The 22,679-nt window shown below is 44.2% G+C and carries 25 protein-coding genes and 1 tRNA gene; 24 read left to right on the forward strand and 2 right to left on the reverse strand.

Going from position 1 to position 22,679, the window contains the following annotated elements; genetic code table 11:
• Positions 1–4: 4 nt before the first annotated feature.
• The 19 genes from ASULF_RS08810 to samp2 all read left to right on the forward strand — a co-directional run bounded on the left by ASULF_RS08810 (position 5) and on the right by samp2 (position 18,847).
• Positions 5–1,477 (forward strand): complex I subunit 4 family protein, encoded by a 1,473-nt coding sequence (locus ASULF_RS08810; RefSeq protein WP_015591379.1) that lies wholly within the window; start codon positions 5–7, stop codon positions 1,475–1,477.
• Positions 1,477–2,886, forward strand: coding sequence for an NADH-quinone oxidoreductase subunit N (locus ASULF_RS08815; protein ID WP_015591380.1), 1,410 nt, complete (start codon positions 1,477–1,479; stop codon positions 2,884–2,886). Before ASULF_RS08810 ends, ASULF_RS08815 begins: the two co-directional genes overlap by 1 nt.
• Positions 2,887–2,900: 14 nt before the next feature.
• The gene (locus tag ASULF_RS08820; protein WP_169336403.1) at positions 2,901–3,926 is read left to right on the forward strand and encodes a HEAT repeat domain-containing protein; all 1,026 of its coding nucleotides are present in this window, start codon (positions 2,901–2,903) and stop codon (positions 3,924–3,926) included.
• A gap of 655 nt (positions 3,927–4,581) precedes the next feature.
• The gene (gene cbpB, locus ASULF_RS08825) at positions 4,582–5,829 is read left to right on the forward strand and encodes a peptide-modifying radical SAM enzyme CbpB (RefSeq protein WP_015591382.1); all 1,248 of its coding nucleotides are present in this window, start codon (positions 4,582–4,584) and stop codon (positions 5,827–5,829) included.
• A 49-nt stretch (positions 5,830–5,878) separates the two neighbouring features.
• The gene (locus tag ASULF_RS08830; RefSeq protein WP_015591383.1) at positions 5,879–6,523 is read left to right on the forward strand and encodes an eight-cysteine-cluster domain-containing protein; all 645 of its coding nucleotides are present in this window, start codon (positions 5,879–5,881) and stop codon (positions 6,521–6,523) included.
• Between the two features lie 97 nt (positions 6,524–6,620).
• Entirely contained in the window at positions 6,621–7,532 is a 912-nt protein-coding gene (locus ASULF_RS08835; RefSeq protein WP_015591384.1) for a hydrogenase iron-sulfur subunit, read from the forward strand.
• A gap of 2 nt (positions 7,533–7,534) precedes the next feature.
• Positions 7,535–10,519 carry a CoB--CoM heterodisulfide reductase iron-sulfur subunit A family protein gene (locus ASULF_RS08840; protein WP_015591385.1) on the forward strand — a complete coding sequence of 995 codons (2,985 nt, stop codon included), beginning with the start codon at positions 7,535–7,537 and terminating at the stop codon, positions 10,517–10,519.
• Positions 10,520–10,523: 4 nt separating this feature from the next.
• Positions 10,524–10,937 carry a hydrogenase iron-sulfur subunit gene (locus tag ASULF_RS08845; protein ID WP_015591386.1) on the forward strand — a complete coding sequence of 138 codons (414 nt, stop codon included), beginning with the start codon at positions 10,524–10,526 and terminating at the stop codon, positions 10,935–10,937.
• Between the two features lie 4 nt (positions 10,938–10,941).
• Complete coding sequence (locus ASULF_RS08850; RefSeq protein ID WP_015591387.1) at positions 10,942–11,886, forward strand: 4Fe-4S dicluster domain-containing protein; 945 nt, start codon at positions 10,942–10,944, stop codon at positions 11,884–11,886.
• A gap of 5 nt (positions 11,887–11,891) precedes the next feature.
• Entirely contained in the window at positions 11,892–12,851 is a 960-nt protein-coding gene (locus ASULF_RS08855) for a 4Fe-4S dicluster domain-containing protein (RefSeq protein WP_015591388.1), read from the forward strand.
• Positions 12,848–13,684, forward strand: coding sequence for an FAD/NAD(P)-binding protein (locus ASULF_RS08860; protein ID WP_015591389.1), 837 nt, complete (start codon positions 12,848–12,850; stop codon positions 13,682–13,684). Before ASULF_RS08855 ends, ASULF_RS08860 begins: the two co-directional genes overlap by 4 nt.
• A gap of 12 nt (positions 13,685–13,696) precedes the next feature.
• The gene (locus ASULF_RS08865; protein ID WP_015591390.1) at positions 13,697–14,224 is read left to right on the forward strand and encodes a 4Fe-4S dicluster domain-containing protein; all 528 of its coding nucleotides are present in this window, start codon (positions 13,697–13,699) and stop codon (positions 14,222–14,224) included.
• A gap of 5 nt (positions 14,225–14,229) precedes the next feature.
• Positions 14,230–15,120: a CoB--CoM heterodisulfide reductase iron-sulfur subunit B family protein gene (locus tag ASULF_RS08870; protein ID WP_015591391.1), complete on the forward strand. Its 891-nt coding sequence runs from the start codon at positions 14,230–14,232 to the stop codon at positions 15,118–15,120.
• Positions 15,121–15,215: 95 nt separating this feature from the next.
• Positions 15,216–16,703: a homocysteine biosynthesis protein gene (locus ASULF_RS08875; protein ID WP_048098201.1), complete on the forward strand. Its 1,488-nt coding sequence runs from the start codon at positions 15,216–15,218 to the stop codon at positions 16,701–16,703.
• A gap of 4 nt (positions 16,704–16,707) precedes the next feature.
• A complete protein-coding gene (locus ASULF_RS08880; protein WP_015591393.1) occupies positions 16,708–17,097 on the forward strand; it encodes a 4Fe-4S binding protein in 390 nt (129 codons plus the stop codon).
• 7 nt (positions 17,098–17,104) lie between these two features.
• The gene (locus ASULF_RS08885; RefSeq protein WP_015591394.1) at positions 17,105–17,845 is read left to right on the forward strand and encodes a UPF0280 family protein; all 741 of its coding nucleotides are present in this window, start codon (positions 17,105–17,107) and stop codon (positions 17,843–17,845) included.
• A 66-nt stretch (positions 17,846–17,911) separates the two neighbouring features.
• Positions 17,912–18,346, forward strand: a complete 435-nt coding sequence (locus tag ASULF_RS08890; protein WP_015591395.1) for a YkgJ family cysteine cluster protein — start codon at positions 17,912–17,914, stop codon at positions 18,344–18,346.
• A gap of 112 nt (positions 18,347–18,458) precedes the next feature.
• Positions 18,459–18,632, forward strand: a complete 174-nt coding sequence (locus tag ASULF_RS12050; RefSeq protein ID WP_169336404.1) for a hypothetical protein — start codon at positions 18,459–18,461, stop codon at positions 18,630–18,632.
• Between the two features lie 2 nt (positions 18,633–18,634).
• Positions 18,635–18,847: a ubiquitin-like small modifier protein SAMP2 gene (gene samp2 / locus ASULF_RS08900; protein ID WP_015591397.1), complete on the forward strand. Its 213-nt coding sequence runs from the start codon at positions 18,635–18,637 to the stop codon at positions 18,845–18,847.
• A gap of 78 nt (positions 18,848–18,925) precedes the next feature.
• Here the strand turns inward: samp2 and ASULF_RS08905 are convergent, their stop codons facing one another.
• Entirely contained in the window at positions 18,926–19,282 is a 357-nt protein-coding gene (locus ASULF_RS08905) for a YlbF family regulator (RefSeq protein ID WP_015591398.1), read from the reverse strand.
• 246 nt (positions 19,283–19,528) lie between these two features.
• On the opposite strand from ASULF_RS08905, the gene ASULF_RS08910 reads away from it, so the two are divergent.
• A tRNA-Leu gene (locus tag ASULF_RS08910) sits at positions 19,529–19,612 on the forward strand.
• Here the strand turns inward: ASULF_RS08910 and ASULF_RS12445 are convergent.
• A complete protein-coding gene (locus tag ASULF_RS12445; RefSeq protein WP_394295718.1) occupies positions 19,594–19,761 on the reverse strand; it encodes a type II toxin-antitoxin system CcdA family antitoxin in 168 nt (55 codons plus the stop codon). The genes ASULF_RS08910 and ASULF_RS12445 overlap by 19 nt on opposite strands.
• A gap of 116 nt (positions 19,762–19,877) precedes the next feature.
• On the opposite strand from ASULF_RS12445, the gene ASULF_RS12055 reads away from it, so the two are divergent.
• The 4 genes from ASULF_RS12055 (at position 19,878) to ccsA (ending at position 22,640) form a co-directional block, all read left to right on the forward strand.
• The gene (locus ASULF_RS12055; RefSeq protein ID WP_015591399.1) at positions 19,878–20,042 is read left to right on the forward strand and encodes a hypothetical protein; all 165 of its coding nucleotides are present in this window, start codon (positions 19,878–19,880) and stop codon (positions 20,040–20,042) included.
• A complete protein-coding gene (locus ASULF_RS08915) occupies positions 20,039–20,422 on the forward strand; it encodes a type II toxin-antitoxin system VapC family toxin (protein ID WP_015591400.1) in 384 nt (127 codons plus the stop codon). Before ASULF_RS12055 ends, ASULF_RS08915 begins: the two co-directional genes overlap by 4 nt.
• Before the next feature lie 103 nt (positions 20,423–20,525).
• On the forward strand, positions 20,526–20,891 hold the full coding sequence (locus ASULF_RS08920; RefSeq protein WP_015591401.1) for a cytochrome c maturation protein CcmE domain-containing protein: 366 nt from the start codon (positions 20,526–20,528) through the stop codon (positions 20,889–20,891).
• Between the two features lie 9 nt (positions 20,892–20,900).
• Positions 20,901–22,640: a cytochrome c biogenesis protein CcsA gene (ccsA, locus tag ASULF_RS08925; protein ID WP_015591402.1), complete on the forward strand. Its 1,740-nt coding sequence runs from the start codon at positions 20,901–20,903 to the stop codon at positions 22,638–22,640.
• Positions 22,641–22,679: the final 39 nt, after the last annotated feature.

Consider the following 22,679-nt stretch of genomic DNA (forward strand, 5'->3'; position numbering starts at 1 on the left):
TACCATGTTGATCTCAGCCATGCTTCTGGTTCTGCTGATTGGATCGCTGTCTGCTTTTGCCACAAAAAGAGAGGTTTCCAGAGTGGTTGCACTGATATCTGCTTTCATCGCATTTCTGATCTCAGTTATGATGCTCCTGAACATGGATAACGGCTTTAACCACGAGGAGAACATTTCATGGGTTAGCTCACTTGGAATATCATACCATGTTGGAGTTGATGGCCTGAGCATGCCGATGGTACTGCTCACAACATTCATCTCATTACTGTGCGTGATCTACGCCTGGGAGGAGAGGTTTAAGGCCAATCAGTTCTTCGGGTTAATTATCCTTCTGGATTTTGCTTTGGTCGGAGTTTTTTGCTCCTTAGATTTCTTCCTCTTCTACATATTCTGGGAGATCGTGTTAATTCCGATGTTCTTCGTGATAGGGATCTGGGGAGGGGAAAGAAAGGACTATTCAGCTATCAAGTTCCTGATATATACTCATGTTTCGAGCGTTGTGATGCTCGCAGGGATCTTCGCAATTTACCACTTCAACTGGATTGACACCGGAAAAGCTACCTTTGATATCCTAACACTGCTCAAAAACTACTCCAGCATTGAAATACCACAGCTGTGGAAGGATTTCATATTCCTCGCATTGCTCTTTGGCTTCCTTGTCAAGATGCCAGCCGTGCCGTTCCACACATGGCTTCCCGATGCACATGTTGAGGCACCAACAGTCGGATCAATTCTCCTGGCTGGAGTTCTGCTTAAGATGGGTGGATATGGTCTGCTGAGATTCCTGGTTCCAATGAGCTCAAACGCATCAGAATTTTTCGTTCTGCTGATAGCAATTTTTGGAGCTGTGAGCATAATATACACACCTTTTGCAGCCTTACCGCAGAAGGATATCAAGAGGCTCATCGCATTTTCGAGCATCGGACACATGGGATTCGTGAGTCTAGGGATGGCTGCAGCTTTGATGGCGGGAGATGTTAAATACAGAGTTCTTGCATTGAGCGGTGCTGGATTCCAGCTATTCGCACATGGGATAATCACCTCTGTCATGTTCGGATCTGCAGGGGTTATCCAGCACCATGTTGGCAGTAGACTTTTTGAGAAGCTTGGTGGGCTAATGAAGAGCATGCCCAAGTTTTCCTTCTTAATGGTCATCGGATTTTTCGCTTCAATGGGTTTCCCGGGAATGGCCGGGTTTGTTGCCGAGTTCTCAGTGCTTGCAGGAGCTTTAGCATTAATGCCGCTATTTGCAATAATAGCTCTGGCAAGCATACCGCTCAGCATAATATACCACATCTATGCACTCCAGAGATCAGTGTTCGGCATTCCGAAAAAGGAATACTCAGAGGCTTACTTCCATGAACTGCTGCCATTGCTGATCTGGGTTGTGGCTACGGTGGTGCTGGGTATTCATCCATCTCCGGTGTTTGATATGTTCAAGGATGCCGCATTGTCGATGCTGGAGGTGCTGAAGTGATGTTAACGCTAATACCCCTGATAGCCACCGGGATTATCCCAATCTTTTACATCTTCCCCGGACTGTTCCTCAAAAAGAAGAGATACTTCGCATTCACAAGCATGATTTTGCTGACAATAGCTATAATCTTCACTTTAATTTACTGGAATGCTGAAAGCGAGTTCTATTCTCTCAGAATCACGCCATTCTCACAGTTCTTCTCACTCGTGTTCTTAACCGTAGCCCTTTTCGTTTGCTTATCTTCGCTGAATTCGGTGAGCAGATTCGAAGATGAATACTATTTCCTGATCTTGCTCTCAACTTTCGGAATGATGGTTGTTTCGATGTCCTCAGACTTCATAATGCTCTTTATCGCCTTTGAAATTGCGAGCATCGCAACCTATGCACTGGCTGGATTTGAGAAGGGCTCTGAATTCAGCGTTGAGGCTGCTTTCAAGTACTTCATTTTCGGCGGTTTCTCCTCAGCTTTACTCCTGTTCGGAATTTCAATAGTTTACGGGTATGCCGGAAGTGTTGAGATTGCTAGCATCACCAGAATGGCTGAGATGGAACCAACAGCATACTCGACGATAGGCCTGGTGATGATAGTTGCTGGCTTTGGATTCAAATCCGCACTGGTTCCATTCCACATGTGGGCCCCCGACACATATCATGGCTCTCCAACACCCATCTCCGCTTTGCTTGCCAGCTCTGCAAAGAAGATGGGCTTTGCAGGTATGTTCAAGGTGATGATTCTCATGGCTTTGGCCATTAAGCTGGAGATGTACGTCCTGATGGCAGTTATAGCAGTCATAACCATGACCCTGGGCAACCTTGCCGCTTTGATGCAGGAAAGCATAAAGAGAATGCTTGCCTATTCCTCGATCGCACATGCTGGATACATATCGATGGCCTTTGCGATATTCGCAATCTCAGGAATGGACATGGCTCTGGCTGGAGCTTTTCTGCATGTTTTATCTCATGCTATTGCCACAGCCTGCGCGTTCGTTACAGTAGCGTATGCTGGGGGGTACATATTGGATAAAGCTGACAGCTTCAACAGTCTTGGGAGGAGGAAACCGCTCATAGGCATTTCCATGAGCATCATACTACTCTCCCTTGCTGGAATACCACCAACCCTTGGGTTTTACTCAAAGTTCGTTCTCTTTCTCTCTGCAATAGAGGCAAAGCTACTGTGGCTGGCTTTGATAGCCCTTCTGAACTCTGCTCTCTCTCTGTACTATTACTCGAAGGTTATAATGAGAATGTTCTGGAAGCACGAAAAAATGGTAGAGTTTATAAGGGAAAAAGATAAAGAATGTACAGTAGTAATCGTTGCAGGGGCTCTGATACTCGTAGTACTGGGAATTCTTGCAGGGCCAGTAACAGAGTGGGCCTTGAGTTCAGCGAGGGTTTTGGTTTTGAAATAGGAAAGGAGTTTGATATGTGGTTATTTGGGAATCAAAATGTTGAAAGCCTCAGGATTAAGGGAAATGTAAAGGGACTGATCAAGCTGCTCGAAGATGAGGATCCTGAAGTCAGAGCGGGTGCAGCCGATGCTCTGAGCGACTTCGACAAGCCAGAAGTCATATCAGCTTTGATCAATACTCTGGCAGATAAAAACAGAGAGGTTAGGTGGAGGAGTGCAAAATCACTGGAAAGACTATGCAGAGACAAAACCGATGTGCTAATACAGGCTTTTATCGACAGTAAATCCATTTTCCAGAAAGTAACCCTCGCATACATACTCGGCAGACTTGGAGATAAGAAGGCGATAGCTCCGCTGGCTGAAGCACAGAACTTTGGAGACAAGTATGTCAGGAGGGCCAGTGTAATCGCGCTGGGCAGGATCAGGGATGAAAGGAGTCTGTACTACCTCATACAATCCCTCAAGGATCCAGATGCAGATGTCAGGAAGAGAGCAGTAGAGTCTATCGGTAGAATCGGGATTCTGAATGATGAGGTAAAAAAAACCTTGCTAGATAGCCTGAAGGATGAAAACTATGAGGTAAGGAAAGCCTCTGCTAAAACCATCGAAAGACTTGGATTGAAGCTAGAAGATAACGAAGAGTTGGCATTATATCTCTCAGCATTGATGAGGGGTGCCGAACTGATTCTGCTCGGAGATAAAGCAATCGATGCCCTTGAGATTGCACTTAAAGATGAGGACTGGAACATAAAGAAGTGGGCTTCAGAAGTTATTTCGGATATTGGTGGAGACAAAGCAATAGCTATACTCAAAAAACTCGCTGAAGATGAGGACTGGACCGTTAGATACCATGCAGTTTCTGCTTTAGGAAGGTTAAAACAGATAGACTTGCTGATAAAACATTTGGATGATCCAGACCCGAATGTAAGAGATCTCGCCATAGAGTACATAAAAGATTTCGTGAAAGTTATTGAGAGGAAGGATAGTAAAAAAGCGGAAAAGCTTAAAGAAATTCTACAGAAACACAACATTCAGGTTTAGCAAGTATCGCTATCGCAAAACAGATCGTAAATCCCATCAAATCCTTGCATGTCTTGCCTAACCTTGCCTCAATATATATTATTTTTGAGTCCTAATTGTATTTCAAAAAAAAGAATGTTTTGCTCGAAATTTGCACTTTGTTGACACTCTCCACGGCTAAAGCCGGGAGATTCTTACTTCTAAGGCTCTCATCCCCATCCAACCTGCATCGGGCTTTTACCCTTCAACCCGTCGTCTGCCCCAGAAACGAGGGGTGTGCCAGCACCCCCCGTTCCCCGTCGTCCGACAGGAGGACGGGTATTCAATTTAGTTCGAATGCAAGGTAATTTAAACTTAATTCTCCACCAACTCCCTCCAACCTCCCTAATTCATCTCACAGTTAAATCCTTGAGCTTTCTTAGCAACTTTCTGTATTATTTCCCACTTCAACAAACCCCCTACCGCTGGAGGTTGTTCGATGGTAGGAAATAATTCCGGGGAAAATTTTGCTCGAAATTCGAAAAACTTAAATTTACCTTTATCTCAAATCAAACAAACTTTAGGTGATATTATGAGCTACAGATACGAATGCAAATACAAAGGCGGTGGACTGACACATTATGTCATGCAAAGCAAAGATTCTCCATTTTAATTTTTTTATTTAAGAGGTGGAAAAATGCTCGATTCTCTTGAAATAAACGGCAAATCAATCAAGTTTGATCCAGAAACGAATTTCTGGGGAGTTGGTGGCGAAGAGATAGAAGAACTTTACAGTAAAATAAGAAAGGACTTGATAAAAGAAATGAATGAACTACGGTTCGAGAGGAACCTGGTTTTGCTGTATGTAAATCCGACCGATGCCTGCAACGCTGGATGTCCCTATTGCTATATCCCTCCATCAGTCAAATCTAGAAGGAAAAAGATGAGCTATGATGAGCTGGCTTACATTGCAGAGAAGGCTATAGAGTTTCTGGGCAACAGCGTAGTTGTCTTCCATGGAACCGAGCCTTTATTGAACAAGGATAACATATTCCGAATTATTGAAGACTACAGCGATAAACTCAATTTCGGAATTCAAACCAATGGTCTGCTCCTCGAAGAGGAGGATGTGGAGTTTATAAAGAAGCTTGAAGTCAATGTTGGCTTATCGCTCGACTCCCCACACAAAGAAACGAACGATTTTCTCAGAGGAAAAGGTAGTTTCGACAAGATATCTGAGTTGCTTGAGCTGTTTGATAACTACAGTGGTTTAAATGTCGTAACAACCATAACAAAATACAATCAAAACCATCTAAAAGATATGGTCGATTTTCTGAGCGGTAAGGTCTCCCTGTGCCTGATGAACCCTGTCAGAGCAACCCAGAAGGAGGCTATTGATTTCAGACCAGATCCGAAAGAGGCTGCAGTGAATTTCATAGAGGCTGTTGAAAGAGCAATTGAGCTGACAAAAAGCGGGAAAAGAATAGTTGTTGCTGACTTCGCGAATGTGCTTCTCGGATTAGTTGCTCCATCTGCGAAAGTTTTGATGTGCGACATCTCACCATGCGGAGGAGGAAGGAGATTTTTCTCGATAACCGCTGATGGAAGTTGTTATCCGTGTGGAGAGTTCATAGGAACTGAGTTCTGTGGGGGCAACATATTCAGGGATGATTTCGAGAAGATAATAAATTCCAAAGCTTTTGCAGCAGTTACCAAGAGAAAAGTTGAGGACATTCCAGAATGCCGGGATTGTGTTTTCAGGAACTTGTGCGGTGCTCCATGTCCTGCCGAGATCCTTTCAACCGATGGTACAATGTATGCCAAAAGTTACTACTGTGAGTTCTACAAGGAGATTGCAAAACACACCTTCAGGGTTATTCTGAGGGATGATGTATGGTTCGTGCTGAAGAAAGATTCGCTGACCGAGAAATACAGGGTTCGATGAAATTTTGAGATCTAACAAATGTTATATTGAACATTAACCAAATTTAATTATGAGGCTCAGATTTCTTTTATTGATTGTAATCGTACTTTTGATGCTGGGCTGTGCTTCTGAAGAAGAACATCCTGCAGAAGAAGAGTCTAGCAGAATAGTAGAAAAAATTATTGAATACGATCATGGTAAACCAAGACTTTTAAACGAGAGTGAAGAGAGAACTGCGGAAAAATTGCTGCTTCCCAAGTTACACAAGATAAATGTTCAGGCAAGATGCGTGTTCGATGAAAGTACAGTAGAGGGTATAAAACAGAGCAACTTCGTGATCGAGATCATCTTCAGGGAGCCAATATCCATAACGACAAGCCTAATCGACGATGGCAACTACAGAGTCATAGAAAATGTAAGCAAGGCTCTTTTCGTAGTGAATGGATCAATGGACATTATACTCCTTCTCAGCGGCAAGATGTACAGCTGCTGGAAAATAGAAGGTCAATTCTGTGGAAGGTCAACCTATGGCAAATGCGAGAACGATAATGACTGTGTGGTCGATGGATGTTCGTCACAGATCTGTAGGTCTGTATATGAAGAGCCAGTAATTACAACATGTGAGTGGAAGGACTGTTATGACTCCTTAAAGTATGGCTACGGATGCAAGTGCGTGAACCAGAAGTGTCAGTGGGTCAAACTATGGCCCAATTGAATTTTAATTATTAATTATCGTCAAAATTCGGGTAAATAAATGTTTTTTCAAGGATTAAAAGCCAAAATTTTTATAGAATATTGTTTAACGGTTTTGCATGACCGAAACAGCTAAGGGTTCAATAATTATCGACGAAAAGAAATGCATAAGCTGCGGAATCTGTGTCTCACTATGTCCCCATAACGCTCTATCGCTTGAAAATGGCATACCAGTTACCACAGGAAAATGCAAGGTTTGCGGGATATGCTCAGCCTCATGCGTAACCAAAGCAATTTCAATGAAGTCCAAGAAGTTCACAGATGATGGATTGCTTGAGAGCTTTAATGGAAATCTGAAAGACCCGAAGATAGCTGTTTTCTCATGCAGAAAGCTTGTTAAAGAGCTAATTAAAGAGAAAAAATTCGAGAATGCCGGGATAATATCTATGATGTGTAGCGGAAGAATAGACATGACAATGATGGCTGAGGCTTTCAGGAGGGGAGCTTGGGGCATTATCGTTGCTGGATGTCAGGAGTGCAGCAACAAATACGGCAGTAAAGAGGCAATGGTAAAAGTGGATGTCATGAAAAAAGTGCTCGAGCAGATGGGTGAAAATCCAGGCAGAATAATGTTCATTTACGGAAATCCTGAGGAAGAAATCACCAGATTCTCCGAAAAGCTAAATGAGCTTGGAAAACCGGAACTCGATTTCGAGATTGTTAAAGAGGTTGTTGAGGACAGGGTTTTGAGGAGCTTTACCGCAAAGAAGAGGTCTCTTGTTGAGGAAGGGAATGTTTACGGAGAAAAAGTTGACGTGGAAAGAATGAACAAACTCATAGAGGATAGCATAGCCTTCGCAATAAACGCAGGCAAATTGCTGAGGGTTATGGATTACACGAGCATCGAAGAGCTGGCAGAAAAAACCGGAATGGATAGCAGAGAAGTTGTTAAGACGATTCTCGAAATGAGAAGAAGAGGTATGATTAATTTTGAGACTAAAGATGAACTTAAATGCGTTTCAGGGGTGTGAAAATGAGCGGTGCTGTGCTTGTAGTTGGTGGTGGAATTGCCGGAATGCAATCCGCTCTAGATCTGGCGGAATCAGGATTCAAGGTTTACCTGCTTGAGAAACTTCCAGCAATTGGAGGCAGAATGTCGCAGATAGATAAGACATTTCCAACAAACGACTGTGCGATGTGTATCCTGTCTCCAAAGTTAAACGAAGTGGGAAGGCATGAAAATATTGAGATAATAAACAACTCAGAGCTTCTGAGCGTTGAAGGAGAAGCTGGAGACTTTACGGTTAGAATCAAAAGGAATCCACTGTATGTGGACATGGACAGATGTACTGGTTGTGGGGAATGTGCAAAAGCCTGTCCTGTGAATGCGATAGATGAGTACAATGAAGGCTTATCTTTCAGATCGTCGATTTACATCCGATACCCGCAGGCAGTACCCAAGGTCTATGCGATCGACAAGGAGAAGTGCATAGGTTGCGGGATATGTGAGAATGTTTGCGTTGCAAAGGCAATCAACTACAACCAGAGGCCAGAGGAAATCGAGCTTAAGGTTGGCTCAATCATCCTGACACTTGGTGGGAAGCTGGCAGACCCGGTGGAGAGAGGAGAATACGGATACGGGATATTCCCGAATGTCGTTACAGGAATCCAGTTTGAGAGATTGCTCTCAGCAACTGGCCCGTTTGAGGGGCATGTTTTGAGAGCAGATGGGAAGGAACCAAAGAGAATAGCCTTCATTCAGTGCGTTTGTTCGAGAGATGAGAAAACCAATCCATGGTGCTCCTCGGTTTGCTGCACATACGCCACCAAGCACGCGATCATAGCGAAAGAGCATATGCCGGATGTCGAAACCCACATTTTTGTGATGGATCTCAGAACATTCGGCAAGGGTTTTGAGGAGTACGCTAAAAGGGCTGAAGAGGAATATGGAGTTGTTTACAAGTATGGTAGAGTTTCCGTTGTAATGCAAAAGCCGAATGGAAATCTGATTCTCAAGTACGAGAAGGATGGAAGGACATTTGAAGAAGAATACGACATGGTTGTTCTCTCTACAGGATTCGAGCCTCCAGAAGAGGCTAAGAAGTATGCGGAAATTCTCGGTATCGAGCTTAACGAATACGGGTTCTGCAAGACGGATCCATTCAAGCCACTAGAAACAAACAAGCCGGGAATATTCGTTGCAGGAGTGTTCAGCGAGCCAAAGGATATTCCTGAAAGTGTTGCACAGGCAAGCGGTGTTGCTGCAAGAGCTTCAAGCCTCATAGCCCAAGATAGAGGAAAGTTCGTTTCAGTCAAGGAATATCCGCCAGAAAGGGATGTTACGGGTGAGCCTCCAAGGATAGGTGTTTTCGTGTGTCACTGCGGTATAAACATAGCATCGGTTGTTGATGTTGAGAAGGTTGCCGAATACGCGAAAACCCTTGACAATGTTGTCTATGCAGAGCACAACCTGTTCACATGCTCTGCTGACACTCAAGAGAGGATGAAGGAGATCATCAATAGGTACAACCTAAACAGAGTTGTTGTGGCTGCATGCACACCGAGAACCCACGAGGCTCTGTTCAGAAACACTTTAAGAGAGGCTGGGCTGAACCCATACCTGTTCGAGTTCGTGAACATCAGAGAGCACTGCAGCTGGGTGCACATGAGGGAGCCTGAGAAGGCAACGGAGAAGGCGATGGATCTTGTCAGATCTGGAGTTGCTAAAGCTCGACTGCTCGAGCCTCTTCCGTATGTAGAAGTTGATATAAACAAGAAGGCTCTCATAATCGGAGGCGGTCTCGCAGGGATGACATGTGCACTTGAGCTTGCCGAGCAGGGATTCGAGAGCTACATCGTTGAGAAAGAGGCTGAACTTGGAGGTAATCTCAAACACCTTTTCTACACGATTGATGGCAAGAACCCACAGGAGCTTCTGAAAGAGCTTGTTGAGAAAGTGGAGAAAGAGCCGAAGATAACCGTTTTCAGGAATGCAAGGATCGAGAGCATAGACGGCTTCGTCGGGAACTTCAGATCGAAAATAAGTGTGGATGGAGAGGTTAAAGAGGTTGAGCATGGGGTTGTCATCGTGGCAACCGGTGCAGAAGAATACAAGCCCAGAGAATATGAGTATGGAAAGAACCCGAAGGTCATAACACAGGTTGAACTCGAAGAGATGCTCGCAAGGGGAGAGGCTCCTGAAAGCGTTGTGATGATACAGTGTGTGGGCTCAAGAAACGATGAGAGGCCATATTGCAGCAGAATCTGCTGTCAGACCGCAATTAAGAACGCTCTCAAGATCAAAGAGCTCAACCCTGATGCAGATGTTCTGATACTCTACAGAGATATCAGAACCTACGGATTCATGGAGAAGTACTATGCCCTTGCAGGAGAGAAGGGAGTTGTTTTTGTCAGATATGATGAAAACAATCCGCCAAAGGTTGAGGGAGATTCGGTAATATTCCTTGACAGAATCCTTGAGGAGGAGATATCCTACAGCCCGCAGTATATAGTGCTCAGCTCCGCAACGATCCCGAGAAAAGATAATGAGGAAATCTCGAAGATGCTCAGGGTCCCGCTGAATGAGAACGGCTTCTTCCTTGAGGCACATCCAAAGCTCAGGCCGGTTGATTTTGCATCCGAAGGAATATATCTCTGCGGACTAGCCCACAGTCCGAGACTAATTCAGGAAACGATATCTCAGGCCTGTGCAGCAGTTTCAAGGGCCCTGACCATACTGACCAAGGACAAAATGGTCATGGATGCGAGCAAAGCGTTCGTTGTTAGAGAGAGGTGCGATGCCTGTGGCCTGTGTGTTAAAGCCTGTCCGGTGAATGCGATTGAGCTAAAGCAGTTCGAGAACAGAGGAGTTGTGGAACTGAAAGCTGAGGTTAACAGGGCTGTATGCTTAGGATGTGGAGTATGTCATGCCACATGCCCGAAGAGTGCCATAGTCGTCAAGGGATTCACAATAGACCAGATAAAGGCGATGGTTGAGGCTATAGCAGTTGTGAGGTGATTTTATGGAGGATTTCGAACCAAAAATTCTGGTTTTTGCCTGTAACTGGTGCTCATATGCCGGGGCGGATTTAGCCGGAACGAGCAGAATACAGTACACGCCGAACATCAGAATCGTGAGGGTCATGTGTTCTGGAATGGTCAACCCGGCGATGATACTCTACGCTTTCAAGAAGGGTGTTGACGGAGTTGTTGTTGCGGGATGCCATCCCGGTGACTGCCACTACAATGTTGGTAACTACTACGCCAAGAAGAGGATCGTTTTGCTCAAAGAGCTGCTTGAGTTCGTTGGATTCGATAGTGAGAGGCTTATGCTCATCTGGGCTTCGGCTGCTGAGGGCAAGAAGTTCGCTGAGGAGATGACGAAGTTTGCAGAGAAGATCAAGCAACTTGGCCCGCAAAAGAAGTTCAGGAGGTGAAAAGATGGAGCAGTATGCTGAGAACCTCAGAAAAAGAATTGCGGAGCTATTGGAAAAGGATGTTGATGCTTTTATCGTATTTGCAAGGAAGAAGAGCGAGCCGAGAGAGAAGATTACTGTGATAGAGTCTCCAGATGAGGTTGAAGATGTGACGATTTCGAGGTTGAGCTCATACAACCCAGCAATAACCCTCATGCAGGAACTGAATAAAAGAGACAAAGTGGGAGTTGTCGTAAAGGGCTGCGACTCTAAAGCGATAAAGAAGCTGATGATGGAGGATAAGATCGACAGAGAGAGGGTTTACATAATAGGCGTTACATGCGATGGTGTAGCGAACTATAGGAAAATCGTCGAAGCTGTCGGGTCTGATTTCAAGATAGAGGGGGATAAGATTGTAGCGGGAGACACCGTTCTGAACATAGACGATTTCATCTACGACAATTGCAAGTACTGTGATGCCCCAACTCCGGTGATATACGACGAACTCTTTGGCGAAATTAAAACCGTGGAGAGGGATTTCTCAGACATAGAAGAGTTCGAGAAACTCTCGAGAGAGGAGAGATGGGAGTACTGGATGAAGGAGATGGAGAAGTGCATAAGGTGCTACGCCTGCAGGAGTGCCTGTCCGATGTGCTACTGCACCGAATGCCTTGTGGATCCCGTAAATCTTGCCGTATCACCAATGACGAAAGCTGAGGAGAAAGCCATGTACCCGAGATTCCTCGGAAAAACTGTGAACGCGAGTGACAACCTGTTCTATCATCTGATAAGGGTTATACACCATGCAGGAAGGTGTGCGGATTGTGGTGAGTGCGAAAGAGCCTGCCCAATGGATATACCGCTGAGGAAGCTTGAGAGGAAGCTCGAAAAGGAGATCATCGAGATTTTTGGTGGGATTCCAGAAGACATCCCGTTCCTCGCAAAGCTTGACATAATTCCGGAGAGGTGATGATTATGTACATTTTTGAGGGTGATTTCTTTAAATCACTGTTTGACGAGCTCAAAAGTAAAGGATACAGAATTTACATACCCGACGGGTATGGTTTTAAAGAGGGTGAAGAGATAAAAGAGATAAAGAGATCCAAAAAATCAGCAAAGGAGTTTTTCCTCCCTCAGAACGAGATTCTCATAAAGTACAGTGACTGGGTTGAGGATGTACCAGTAGATAACGAAAAGAGGGCGATAGTTGTCAGTCCATGCGATGCGAGAGGCATAACTCTGCTCGACAAGGTGTTCCTTGATGGACTTGTCGATCCATATTATAAGGCAAGAAGAGATAACAGCTTGGTGATATCAATTGCATGCAACAAGGCTGGAGATTACTGCTTCTGTGAAAGCCTTGGATTCTCACCCTACTCCTCAGAAGGTTCAGATGTTTTTGTGGCCGAGGTAGATGGCAAATACTTCATCGAACTCAGCGATAAGGCAAAAGATATCCTCGACATTGAATTAAAAGAGGCTGATGAAAATGACATTGAAAAATTCAGAGAGAAGGAGAATGAAGTTAAGTCCACCTTCAAGAGAAAGCTCAACATTGAAGGCCTATCCGGGAGACTGAAAGAGAACTTCGAAAGCGATTACTGGAAGAAAGTCTCCATAAACTGTGTCGGTTGTGGGATCTGCACATTCCTCTGTCCAACCTGCTTCTGCTTTGATATGCTTGATGAGGGTGAGAAGGAGGGCTTCAGATACAGAGCATGGGATTCCTGCCAGTTCCCGTTGTACACTCTCGAAAGCTCAAGCCACAATCCCAGAAATGAGAAGTGGCAGAGGCTGAGGAACAGGTTCTATGACAAGTTCCTTTACATGCTCGAAAACAAGGGAGAGATCTTCTGCGTTGGATGCGGAAGGTGCATCTCGGAGTGTCCTGCGGGAGTGGATATTGTTGAAGTTCTTGAGGAGGTGGGCAGATGAGCACAGAAATTTACAACTCAGAAAATCCATATTTACCATTCAAAGCCACGATAATCGATATAAAGGATGAGGTAAAAGGTCCAAGACCGATTAAAACTTTCAGACTGAAGGTTGAGCCGAGATTCAATTACCAACCCGGTCAGGGTTGCCTCGTTTCCGTTTTTGGTAGGGGGGAAAGCTGGTTCACGATAGCGAACTCACCAACCCGCCCAGACATCGAGTTCAGCGTTTTGAAGACAGGAAAGGTGACAACAAAACTGCATGAGATGGATGTGGGTGATGTTGTTGGGCTTAGAGGCCCCCACGGCAGACCGTTTCCGGTAGAGGAATGGAAGGGTATGAACATCCTCACGGTTGGAGGAGGTATCGGACAGACACCCCTGAGATCTGTGTATCAGTATGTTATGGACAACGAGAAGGATTATGGAGACCTCACAATAGTTTACGGAGCCAGAACATCCAAGGATCTGGTTTACAAAGATGAACTCATGAAGATGATCGAGAACGGGTACAATGTTGAACTTTCCATAGACATGCCGGAAGAGGGCTGGAAGTACTTCGTGGGCTTCGTTCCTGACAACCTGAAGCGTTTGAAGCCAAATCCTGAGAACACGATAGCTGTTATATGTGGTCCGCCGATAATGATCAAGATATCGCTGAATGTCCTGAAGGAGCTTGGTTTCAAAGAGGAGCAGGTTTACACAACCCTTGAAAGAAGGATGAAGTGTGGAATTGGTAAATGCGGAAGATGCAGAATAGAGGGCAAGTATGTTTGCAAGGATGGGCCGGTTTTCAGGTATGATGAACTCTCATCACTGCTCGAGAAAGCTTAAGGAGGTGTTATCATGATCAATCTGAATGAAGAGAGGGATAAGAACCTGATCCAGGAGATCGTTGAGCTTGGAGGACATGATCTCCTCAAATGCTATCAGTGCGGGACATGTATCGCAGACTGCCCCACTGGCGTTGCTGCCGAGCCGCTCAGTGTTAAAAGGCTGATTCACATGATCAAGCTCGGATTGAGGGACAAGTTGCTGGAAGATGAAACTCCATGGATGTGTGTTACCTGCGGTGGGTGTGAAGAGAGATGTCCGAGAGAGGCCGAGCCGTTTGAGATCGTGCTGGCTGTGAGAAGGTGGCAGTGCAGAGAGGATGAGACATTCATACCCACCGTGCTTGGAGAGATATACATGAGAGGACACACACAGAACATAGCCAACGCTGCCAACCTGAGAAAGTCGCTCGATCTGCCTGAGCTACCGCCAACTGTCATCAGCAAGCCAGAGTGGCTTGAGAGATTCCAGAAAATGCTGAGAGAGATGGAGTTCGTGAAGGAATACGGATTCATGTTTGGAATAGATGTTGAGGAGTGATAGAAATGGTCAGATACGGGCTGTATCTTGGATGCAACATGCCTGCAATAAGGCCGGATGTTGAGAAAGCGATAAGAGAGTCCCTAACCACCCTCGGCCTGGATATAGTCGATATTGAGGGTGCTGCATGCTGTCCAGCATTCGGAACATTCTATTCTGTAGATGAAACCTCTGCCCTAGCTGTAAACGCATGGAATCTCGCCATGGCGGAAAGGTTGGGGGTTGATCTGATAGCCCAGTGTGGTAGCTGCTACTCAACCCTCAAAATAGGCAGGCACAAGATACTGAACGGAAAGCTTGATGTTGTGAACAAATATCTTGCAAAAGCAGGAGTCAAGTACGAAGGAAAGAGCAATGTCAGACACATAATCGACATCTACAGGAATGTTATTGGCCCTGAGAAGATCAAAAACAGTCTGAAGTACAGCCTGGAGGGTATGAAAGTCGTTGTGCAAAACCCGTGCCATGTTCTGAGACCGAGCAAGATAGTTGGATTCGATGATCCTGAGAGACCGATGGCCTTTAAGGAGATCGTAATGGCCCTTGGTGCAGAGATTCCATACTACGAGAGGGAAAAGCAGTGCTGTGGAGGGGCCGGAGGTTTCTCCAAGAGAGATAAAAAGGCAAATCTCGAATTCGTCAAGATGAAATTTGACTCCATGAAGGAAGAAGTAGATCCAGATCTGATAGTGGTATCGTGCATAACATGCCTCATGCATATGGACAATATTCAGGAGGAGATGAAGAAGGCTGGTATGATAGATTACCAGATACCAGTTTTCGATTACTCCCAGATCCTCGCAATATGCCTCGGAAAGGACCCGGACAAGGTTGCCAGGATTTCGACAATCCCGAGGGATGATGTTATAAAGAGAATCCTCGAAAACAAAGTTTGATTTTTATTTTTTACCGTTTTGAAAATTACTATTCTTAATTAGTTAACAGTGTTTCATTCGCAATATTTATATATGGATGTGTGAAGCTAACTCTCGTGACGGGTAAAAGTATTGAGGAAATAAATAGAAGGATTTCAGAAGGCTCTGCAGTCGTTGTTACTGCTGAGGAAATGAAAGAGATAGTCGAAGAGCTTGGTGAAGAGAAAGCGGCTAAAGAGGTGGATGTCGTCACTACAGGAACTTTCGGAGCCATGTGTTCATCAGGAGTTTTCCTGAACTTCGGTCATTCTGATCCACCCATAAAGATGAAGAGAATATGGCTGAACGATGTGGAGGCTTACACCGGCATAGCTGCTGTGGATGCTTACTTGGGAGTAACCCAGATATCCGATAAGCTCGGAATGGAGTATGGTGGAGCTCATGTAATTGAGGATCTTGTCAGGGGTAAGGAAGTCGAGTTAAAGGCTGAATCATACGGAACGGACTGCTATCCAAGAAAAGAGATCGTAACCGAGATCGCCTTGGAAGATCTCAATCAGGCAGAGATGGTGAATCCAAGAAATGCGTATCAGAGATACAAGGCTGCAACGAACTCCTCAAACAGGATTTTGAGGACATACATGGGAACCCTCCTACCCAACTACGGAAATGTAACCTTTGCAGGCACGGGGGAGATCTCTCCACTGAATAACGACCCAGAGTACAGAACGATAGGACTCGGAACAAGGATATTCCTCTGCGGGGCTGAAGGATATGTTATTGGCGAAGGAACCCAGCACAGCCCGCCCTTCGGAACGCTGATGGTCAAGGGTAATCTGAAAGAGATGGATAAGAAATACATGAGGGCTGCTGTATTTCCAGGCTACGGTGTTACGATGTATATAGGGATAGGGATTCCAATACCTGTGCTTGATGAGGAGATGGCGAGGTTCACGGCAGTTAGAGACAGAGATATCGAGACAGAAATAATAGATTATGCCATTCCAAGGAGAAACCGTCCCGTTGTGAGAAAGGTCAACTATGAGGAGCTGAAGAGCGGTAAGGTGGAAATAAACGGTGAGGAGGTCAGGGTCTCACCACTCTCAAGCTACTCAATAGCTAGAGAGATAATGATCGAACTCAAGAAAAGGATTGAGAAAGGAGAGTTCTACCTCACATCACCTGTAAAGCGAATTCCTACGAAAGCCACTTTCAAACCGATGAGGCAGAAGGAGATCGTTGTCGTCAGGAATCTGATGTCAAAGGCGATATCAATCCCGGAGAATACAACCATAGTCGAGGCTTCAAAGATAATAATCGACAAGGGAGTTAACCATCTGCCTGTGGTTGATGAATCTAACACACTCAAGGGAATTGTGACATCATGGGATATAGCGAAGGCTGTGGCAAAAGGCAAAGTTGAGAGGGTCAGCGAGGTTATGACAAGGAAAGTGATTACAGTCTATCCAGACGATCCGATAGAGCTTGCAGCAGATAAGCTGAGGAAGCACAACATCTCAGCACTGCCGGTGATAGATGCTAAAAAGAAGGTTCTTGGATTGCTCAGCAGCGAGGATCTGAGCAGGTTGATAGTTAAGAGGTGATAACATGATGATTCTGCTTCAGTTTGACTCAAAAACTGTCAGGGAGCCTGTTATCTCCCAGACAACTCTCGAGAAGAAGACGCTGATAAATATAATAAGGGCCAGCGTCGGGGCGAGAGAGGGAGAACTCATAATAGAGGTCGATGACAGCAGGGCAGATGAGATCATAGAGTTCATTGAGAGCAAGGGTGTAAAGGTTACAAAGATATATGAAAAAATAATAAAGGACGACGAGAAATGCGTCCACTGCGGGGCATGTATAAGTATCTGCCCGGTAGAGGTTTTCAGGCTCGAGTATGATTACAGGGTTGCTGCGGATTCAGAGAGATGTGTGAGATGCGGCGTTTGCGTTACAGTATGTCCACTGAAAGCTTTAGAACTATCAAAAATTTAATTTTTTTATGTATAAGAGATACAAGTTCAAGCACAAGGAGACAATAGTAACCGTATTGCTGAAAGATGAGAGATACTACCAGCCAGTAATAGATGGGATTCTGGAAGCGAGGAGGATAATAGAAGATCAAATCTCCAGAGATCCCTACTTTCTGATAGCATACGAGCCATATAATGAGGTTAAGGATGCTAAACTCGAGTTTACCGACGATATCATCACGGAGATGTTCAAGGCTTCCTGGCTTGCGAATGTTGGCCCGATGGCATCCGTTGCAGGAACGATAGCAGGATATGCTGTAAATTATGCAAAAAAATCCGGGGCAGATTTTGCAGTGGTGGATAATGGTGGAGACATAGCAATGTTTGGAGAAGAGAGGTTAACAATTGGTGTATATGCTCAAAAACTAAAGGTTGGTTTTGAATTAAATCCCAGCGATATGACTGACAGCATATACTCGATATGCACATCTAGCGGGACGATAGGCCATTCAGTAAGCTTTGGATATGCTGATGCTGTGACCGTTTTCTCATCCAATCCGGCAATTGCCGATGCCTTCGCAACGAGAATATGTAACGAGATTGGTAAGGATTATGGGAAAAGTGAGATCAAAGAAGTTCTTGAGAGGTTCTGGATGGACGAATTTATCGATGGCATCCTCGTGATAAAGGAAGAGATAATAGGCAAGATTGGTAGAGTGCCAAGGCTCAAGAAGGTTGAGTTCGATGCAGATCTGATAACCAAGGGCTGATTAAACAACATGACTGTTAATCAACCAAGCAATAACTTTTAACATCTTCCCAGCCTACTGAAAAATATGAAGGTGCCATGGAGAAGGGTTTCTTCATGGCACTGCTCTGCTTGCGGGAAATGTTGCAGAGAATACAGAGTTCCGCTCACTTTCGGCGAGTACCTAAGGTTCAAAAAATTGGGTCTCGTCGAAGAAAAGAGAAAGTTCTACCTGAGAAAGATTAACGGGAAGTGTCCATTCCAAATAGGGAACATATGCTCAATCCAGGATAAAAAACCAATAGTATGCAAGCTGTTTCCTTTCACAATAAGGTTCCGAGGGAATGACGATGCATTATACTGGTACGGAGACGAAGAGTACTATGTGTACATCGATGTGTCCTGCAAGAATATCGTTTTCGGCAGTCCGACAAAAAGCCTGAAAGAGAGAATTAATGAGGCTATCGAACTGTTCAACGGATTAAGGACGAGAGTTCATCTGCTTCAGTGCCTGAATTGCTGATTGGAAATGGATTTTTGAAATTACGCCAAAATTTGTTTTTGGCGCTGGATATCCATCATGAGCTATCCGAAAGTATTATTACTGAGTAGTTGAATATATAATGTTGATAGCTATGAGACGTTTTAAGTGGAGACTTTTTAGAAGGAAAGGCGCTTCTAAGAAGGCTACAAGGGATGAAAAACTCCTTCAGAAAAACGTGGAGGAATTGAAGGTTGAGGCTTTAACGAAAGGAGGAGATGTTGGGATAAAGGCAATAGCTAAAGAGTTGCTCCCTGATGAGGAGTAACCATGAAAGTGAAAGTGAAAGTAAGCCTTGTGGGTTTTGAGCCAAAGGAAAAGGAACTCATTCTTGAAGAAAACTCAACATATCTCGATATTTTAAATATTTTTTCTATTAACCCTGAATCCGTTCTCATACTGAAAGATGGCTCTCCTGTTCCGCTAGATGATGTCGTGGAAGAGGGAGAGATCAAAATAATGAAAGTTATTTCCGGTGGTTAATCTTAATCCCCTCTCATCCAACCAAGAATCGATTTTGCAAATCCAAGAAAAAGCCGTAAAAAAGTAAAATAAAAAAGGTTACCTCTGCCTGAATACATCTGCCATATCTACATTCAGCTTCTCGCTCATCAAATCCGTAACCTCACCAAGTAGGTCCAAAAGTCTTGAATACGAGTCCAAAAAGTTCGTGAGACTCTCCCTGGACCTCAATTCATTTTGTAAGCCTGACAGTTGATTGAGAAGATCCTGATCAACCTCACCAGACATCTGCTTTGCTATAAAATCCTGCTGCTTCTGCTGGAAGTCCAATAAGAGTTTTTGAGTTTCCTCATCTGCCTTTAAAACTTCCTCCTTCTCCAAAAAATCCACATATTCTTCAGTTTTTGTAATCGCCTCAGAAAGAGCGATTACCTTCTCCCTCAAATTCTCATTCAATTTCTTCACCACCTATTTTTTAAATTTCTGAAAATTTGAAGAAAAGCATATATAAATTTTCTGATGTCTCTAGAATCGCCAGAGTGCATGTCAGCCAGACAGAATTTTAGTAACCAACCTGATAGTAACCAACCCAACGAAATAATTTAAAAACAGAGAGTTGATGACTGGGTATCAGCCAAAAAGATTATAATTCGATACTGCAAACAGATGATCGAGAGTTAAGGGCATCTAAAAGTTCAATCTGCGGGGGTTGCCGAGTCAGGAAAAGGCGCTAGATTGAGGGTCTAGTCCCGTAGGGGTCCGAGGGTTCAAATCCCTCCCCCCGCACTCCTTATTTCCAGAATCTGCGTTTCTATTATGCGATTTCCAAGAAAAGTGGAAAAATTAACCCCCAATTCACGAGCACGGTTACACAGATTTTCATCAATCGTGAGATTAATTCTTTTTTGCCATAACCCTTCAACTCCAATGCACATCAATGTGTACACACACGGATGTGTAGAGGTTCAGTGCTGCTACCCACTCCCAATTTGTTTACTCCACCTAACGGTACATAAGTGGGGGTTTCTCAACAAGGGAGTTCTTTTTGGGAATGAAAATGATGATTTCAAATTCCTGCTACGCAAGACTCATTGAGGGCAGTGGGACGGAAATTCTCAGGAAGATTAGAAGCAAGGTGGAAATTTCTGAAGACGAGAAAAGAATGATGCTTGACGAAATTTACGCAAAGAGGAGCGAGAGGAGGGGTTTCTGTTGATAGTTCTTGACACCGATGTCCTGATAGAAATTTTCGACAGAAACTCTAAAAAGGGCGAAGAGGTTTTGAAAAAGCTTGAAGGTTACGATGTGGCAACAACCTCGATAAACCTGCATGAAATTGCCTGCGGCTTTAGCAGAATTGGGAAGCTGCTGCCGGAAGAAATCAGATTTCTAAAAATTTTGGATTTTACTTCGAAAGACGCTTTACTCTCTGCAAAACTTGAGAACAAGCTTGAAAAAGTGGATAATGCGGTCGGAAGATTCGACACAATGATTGCTGCCATCTGTATAAACAGAAATGCAGCAATAGCAACTTTTAACAAAAAGCATTTCGAAAGATTTGTTGAATTCGGTTTGAAGCTGTTTGATGTCGGGTGATATTACGCAAGGTTCTAAGTTGGTATACACATGCTGGCTGCTAAAAATACCTTCAACACAAAAACACAGCAAAAGTTAAAAGCAAATGGAAGAGTTTTAAGCTATGGGTAACTCCAAATCCAAATTCATTTTCGGATTTGTGATGGTCATCTCGATCATATTCGTTTACTACACGCTAATTACAAACCTCTCTCCATACAAAACGGTCTCAGAAGTCGTTAATTCAGGCAATCAGTACAACATTCAGGTTAACGGAAGCATTGTTAAGAACTCAACAAGAATTGTTGACGGTAAAACAATTTTCCTGCTAACTGACGGAAAATCCGTTATGGAGGTCATATACGAGGGAACAACCCACAATCAAGAAGATGTTGCTGTGGTTGTAACTGGAGACTACATTGATGGAAAATTCTACGCAGCCAATGTGCTGACAAAGTGCCACACTGAATATGTTGCCAAGAAACAGTAAAGTGAGATCATGGATGCTGGCTACCTCTTAATTCTCATATCATTCCTGCTCTCAATCATCTCATCGATTACACTTTATCTCTCCATCAATAGAAGCTCGTTCTCATCGATCTCAATCTACACGGTATATGCTTACTTCCTAACAATATTTCTCTCCTGCATGCTTCTGCTGTATCATTTTCTCGAAAGAGATTTCACATACCTCTATGTTTACATGAACTCAGACTCCAGACTGCCGTTGATCTATACTATAAGTGCCTTCTGGGCGGGCAAAGAGGGGGCTCTCCTGCTCTGGGCGTTGTTCGTCTCATTGATGAATCTATTTGCCGTATCAAATGGTGACAGACTTTCAAGGTTGAGTGTTTCAATCTCCAGCTTTTTCTTCGCATTTTTGACCTTACTGTTACTAACAACATCAAACCCATTTACAAGAACTCAGGCTTTTGAAGGGGTTGGACTGAACCCTCTGCTCAGAACTATAGAAATGGCAATACACCCTCCGCTGATATTCATGAGCTACTCCGGATTCCTCATTCCATTCTCCATGGCAATCGCTGGGATATATCTGGGAGAGAAATGGACAAAAAAGGCTTACCCGTACCTCCTATTTTCATGGATATCTATATCAGCCGGGATATTCGTTGGAGCATTATGGGCTTACAAAACGCTCGGCTGGGGTGGATTCTGGGGATGGGACCCTGTGGAGAATGCCTCATTCTTTCCATGGCTCAGCTCAACCGCACTCATCCACACCGTAAAGCGAGAAGGACGCAGGACTTACTTGCTTACAACACTAACTTTCGTGCTGGTTGTAGTCGCCGGATACATTACAAGGGCCTTGCCTTCAGACCTCTCGCCACACTCCTTTGGAGTCTCATCAGAGAGCAAGGCTTTCCTCATGCTCGTGTTCATACTGCTTGCAATATCTGTTTACTTCCTCTTCAGAATTGAAGGGAGAAAGTTCGAGTTCGGTTTTAACATGGAGGGACTGATAACCCTTTTCATCTATCTAACTGTCCTGCTGCTCTTTTCAATACTCGTAGGTTCATGCCTAACATTATTCACAAACCTGAAGCCTGACAAGAACTACTACGAGTCCCTGATGATCCCGTATGAGGCAATAGTACTAGTAATCCTGGGTTTCTGTATCAGCAGGTTAAAAATAAGGAGGTACACATATTACATCCTGCCAGTTATCGTTTTTGCAGCCATCCAGTTTCTATTTGGCAATCTGCTTCTGTCAATATTCTCAGCTTTGTTCGTGTTTTCTGCAGTAAACCTCAGAAAACCAAGCCATGTCATTATCATCCACCTCGGGATCATGCTGATATTCATGGGATCGATCGGTGTATGGAAAGCCTCGGAAAAGTACACCTTTACAATATCAGAAAATCAAACAATAACAGCAGATGGTTATGAATTGAGGCTGATCAAGATCGATAGCGAAGACAGGAGGGATAGCTTTATTATAAAGTTCAGGTTTGAGGTGCTGAAGGATAGAAAACATGTTGGCTTTGTGGAGCCAAGAGTGATAGAGTACAAAATCTGGCGGATGGAGAGGATCGTATCTTCAGTTGGCATCCTGAACACACCACTTGAAGACATATATGTTTCCACAGGCATATCAAAGGATGGTATACAGCTGGAAGTACATATCAACAGGTTAGCATCTCTGCTGTGGATAGGAATGGCTCTCACTTTGATTGGAAGCTTTTACAGATTTTTGCGTATCAGCATGCTTAATCTCTAACCCAAAAATACCTTTAAATATGTTAAACAACCAGTTGAT

The organism is Archaeoglobus sulfaticallidus PM70-1 (genome assembly GCF_000385565.1).
In the GTDB taxonomy this organism is placed as follows: domain Archaea; phylum Halobacteriota; class Archaeoglobi; order Archaeoglobales; family Archaeoglobaceae; genus Archaeoglobus_A; species Archaeoglobus_A sulfaticallidus.

Coding starts and splice junctions, on each gene's coding strand:
- samp2 (WP_015591397.1), top strand. CDS start 18,635: ATGAAAGTGAAAGTGAAAGTAAGCCTTGTGGGTTTTGAGCCAAAGGAA.
- ASULF_RS08885 (WP_015591394.1), top strand. CDS start 17,105: ATGTATAAGAGATACAAGTTCAAGCACAAGGAGACAATAGTAACCGTA.
- ASULF_RS08830 (WP_015591383.1), top strand. CDS start 5,879: ATGAGGCTCAGATTTCTTTTATTGATTGTAATCGTACTTTTGATGCTG.
- ASULF_RS08850 (WP_015591387.1), top strand. CDS start 10,942: ATGGAGCAGTATGCTGAGAACCTCAGAAAAAGAATTGCGGAGCTATTG.
- ASULF_RS12445 (WP_394295718.1), bottom strand. CDS start 19,761: ATGTGCATTGGAGTTGAAGGGTTATGGCAAAAAAGAATTAATCTCACG.
- ASULF_RS08880 (WP_015591393.1), top strand. CDS start 16,708: ATGATGATTCTGCTTCAGTTTGACTCAAAAACTGTCAGGGAGCCTGTT.
- ASULF_RS08860 (WP_015591389.1), top strand. CDS start 12,848: ATGAGCACAGAAATTTACAACTCAGAAAATCCATATTTACCATTCAAA.
- ASULF_RS08845 (WP_015591386.1), top strand. CDS start 10,524: ATGGAGGATTTCGAACCAAAAATTCTGGTTTTTGCCTGTAACTGGTGC.
- ASULF_RS08840 (WP_015591385.1), top strand. CDS start 7,535: ATGAGCGGTGCTGTGCTTGTAGTTGGTGGTGGAATTGCCGGAATGCAA.
- ASULF_RS08810 (WP_015591379.1), top strand. CDS start 5: ATGTTGATCTCAGCCATGCTTCTGGTTCTGCTGATTGGATCGCTGTCT.
- ASULF_RS08920 (WP_015591401.1), top strand. CDS start 20,526: ATGGGTAACTCCAAATCCAAATTCATTTTCGGATTTGTGATGGTCATC.
- ASULF_RS08855 (WP_015591388.1), top strand. CDS start 11,892: ATGTACATTTTTGAGGGTGATTTCTTTAAATCACTGTTTGACGAGCTC.
- ASULF_RS08890 (WP_015591395.1), top strand. CDS start 17,912: ATGAAGGTGCCATGGAGAAGGGTTTCTTCATGGCACTGCTCTGCTTGC.
- ccsA (WP_015591402.1), top strand. CDS start 20,901: ATGGATGCTGGCTACCTCTTAATTCTCATATCATTCCTGCTCTCAATC.
- ASULF_RS08835 (WP_015591384.1), top strand. CDS start 6,621: ATGACCGAAACAGCTAAGGGTTCAATAATTATCGACGAAAAGAAATGC.
- ASULF_RS12055 (WP_015591399.1), top strand. CDS start 19,878: ATGAAAATGATGATTTCAAATTCCTGCTACGCAAGACTCATTGAGGGC.
- ASULF_RS08870 (WP_015591391.1), top strand. CDS start 14,230: ATGGTCAGATACGGGCTGTATCTTGGATGCAACATGCCTGCAATAAGG.
- ASULF_RS08865 (WP_015591390.1), top strand. CDS start 13,697: ATGATCAATCTGAATGAAGAGAGGGATAAGAACCTGATCCAGGAGATC.
- ASULF_RS08820 (WP_169336403.1), top strand. CDS start 2,901: ATGTGGTTATTTGGGAATCAAAATGTTGAAAGCCTCAGGATTAAGGGA.
- ASULF_RS08815 (WP_015591380.1), top strand. CDS start 1,477: ATGTTAACGCTAATACCCCTGATAGCCACCGGGATTATCCCAATCTTT.
- cbpB (WP_015591382.1), top strand. CDS start 4,582: ATGCTCGATTCTCTTGAAATAAACGGCAAATCAATCAAGTTTGATCCA.
- ASULF_RS12050 (WP_169336404.1), top strand. CDS start 18,459: ATGAGACGTTTTAAGTGGAGACTTTTTAGAAGGAAAGGCGCTTCTAAG.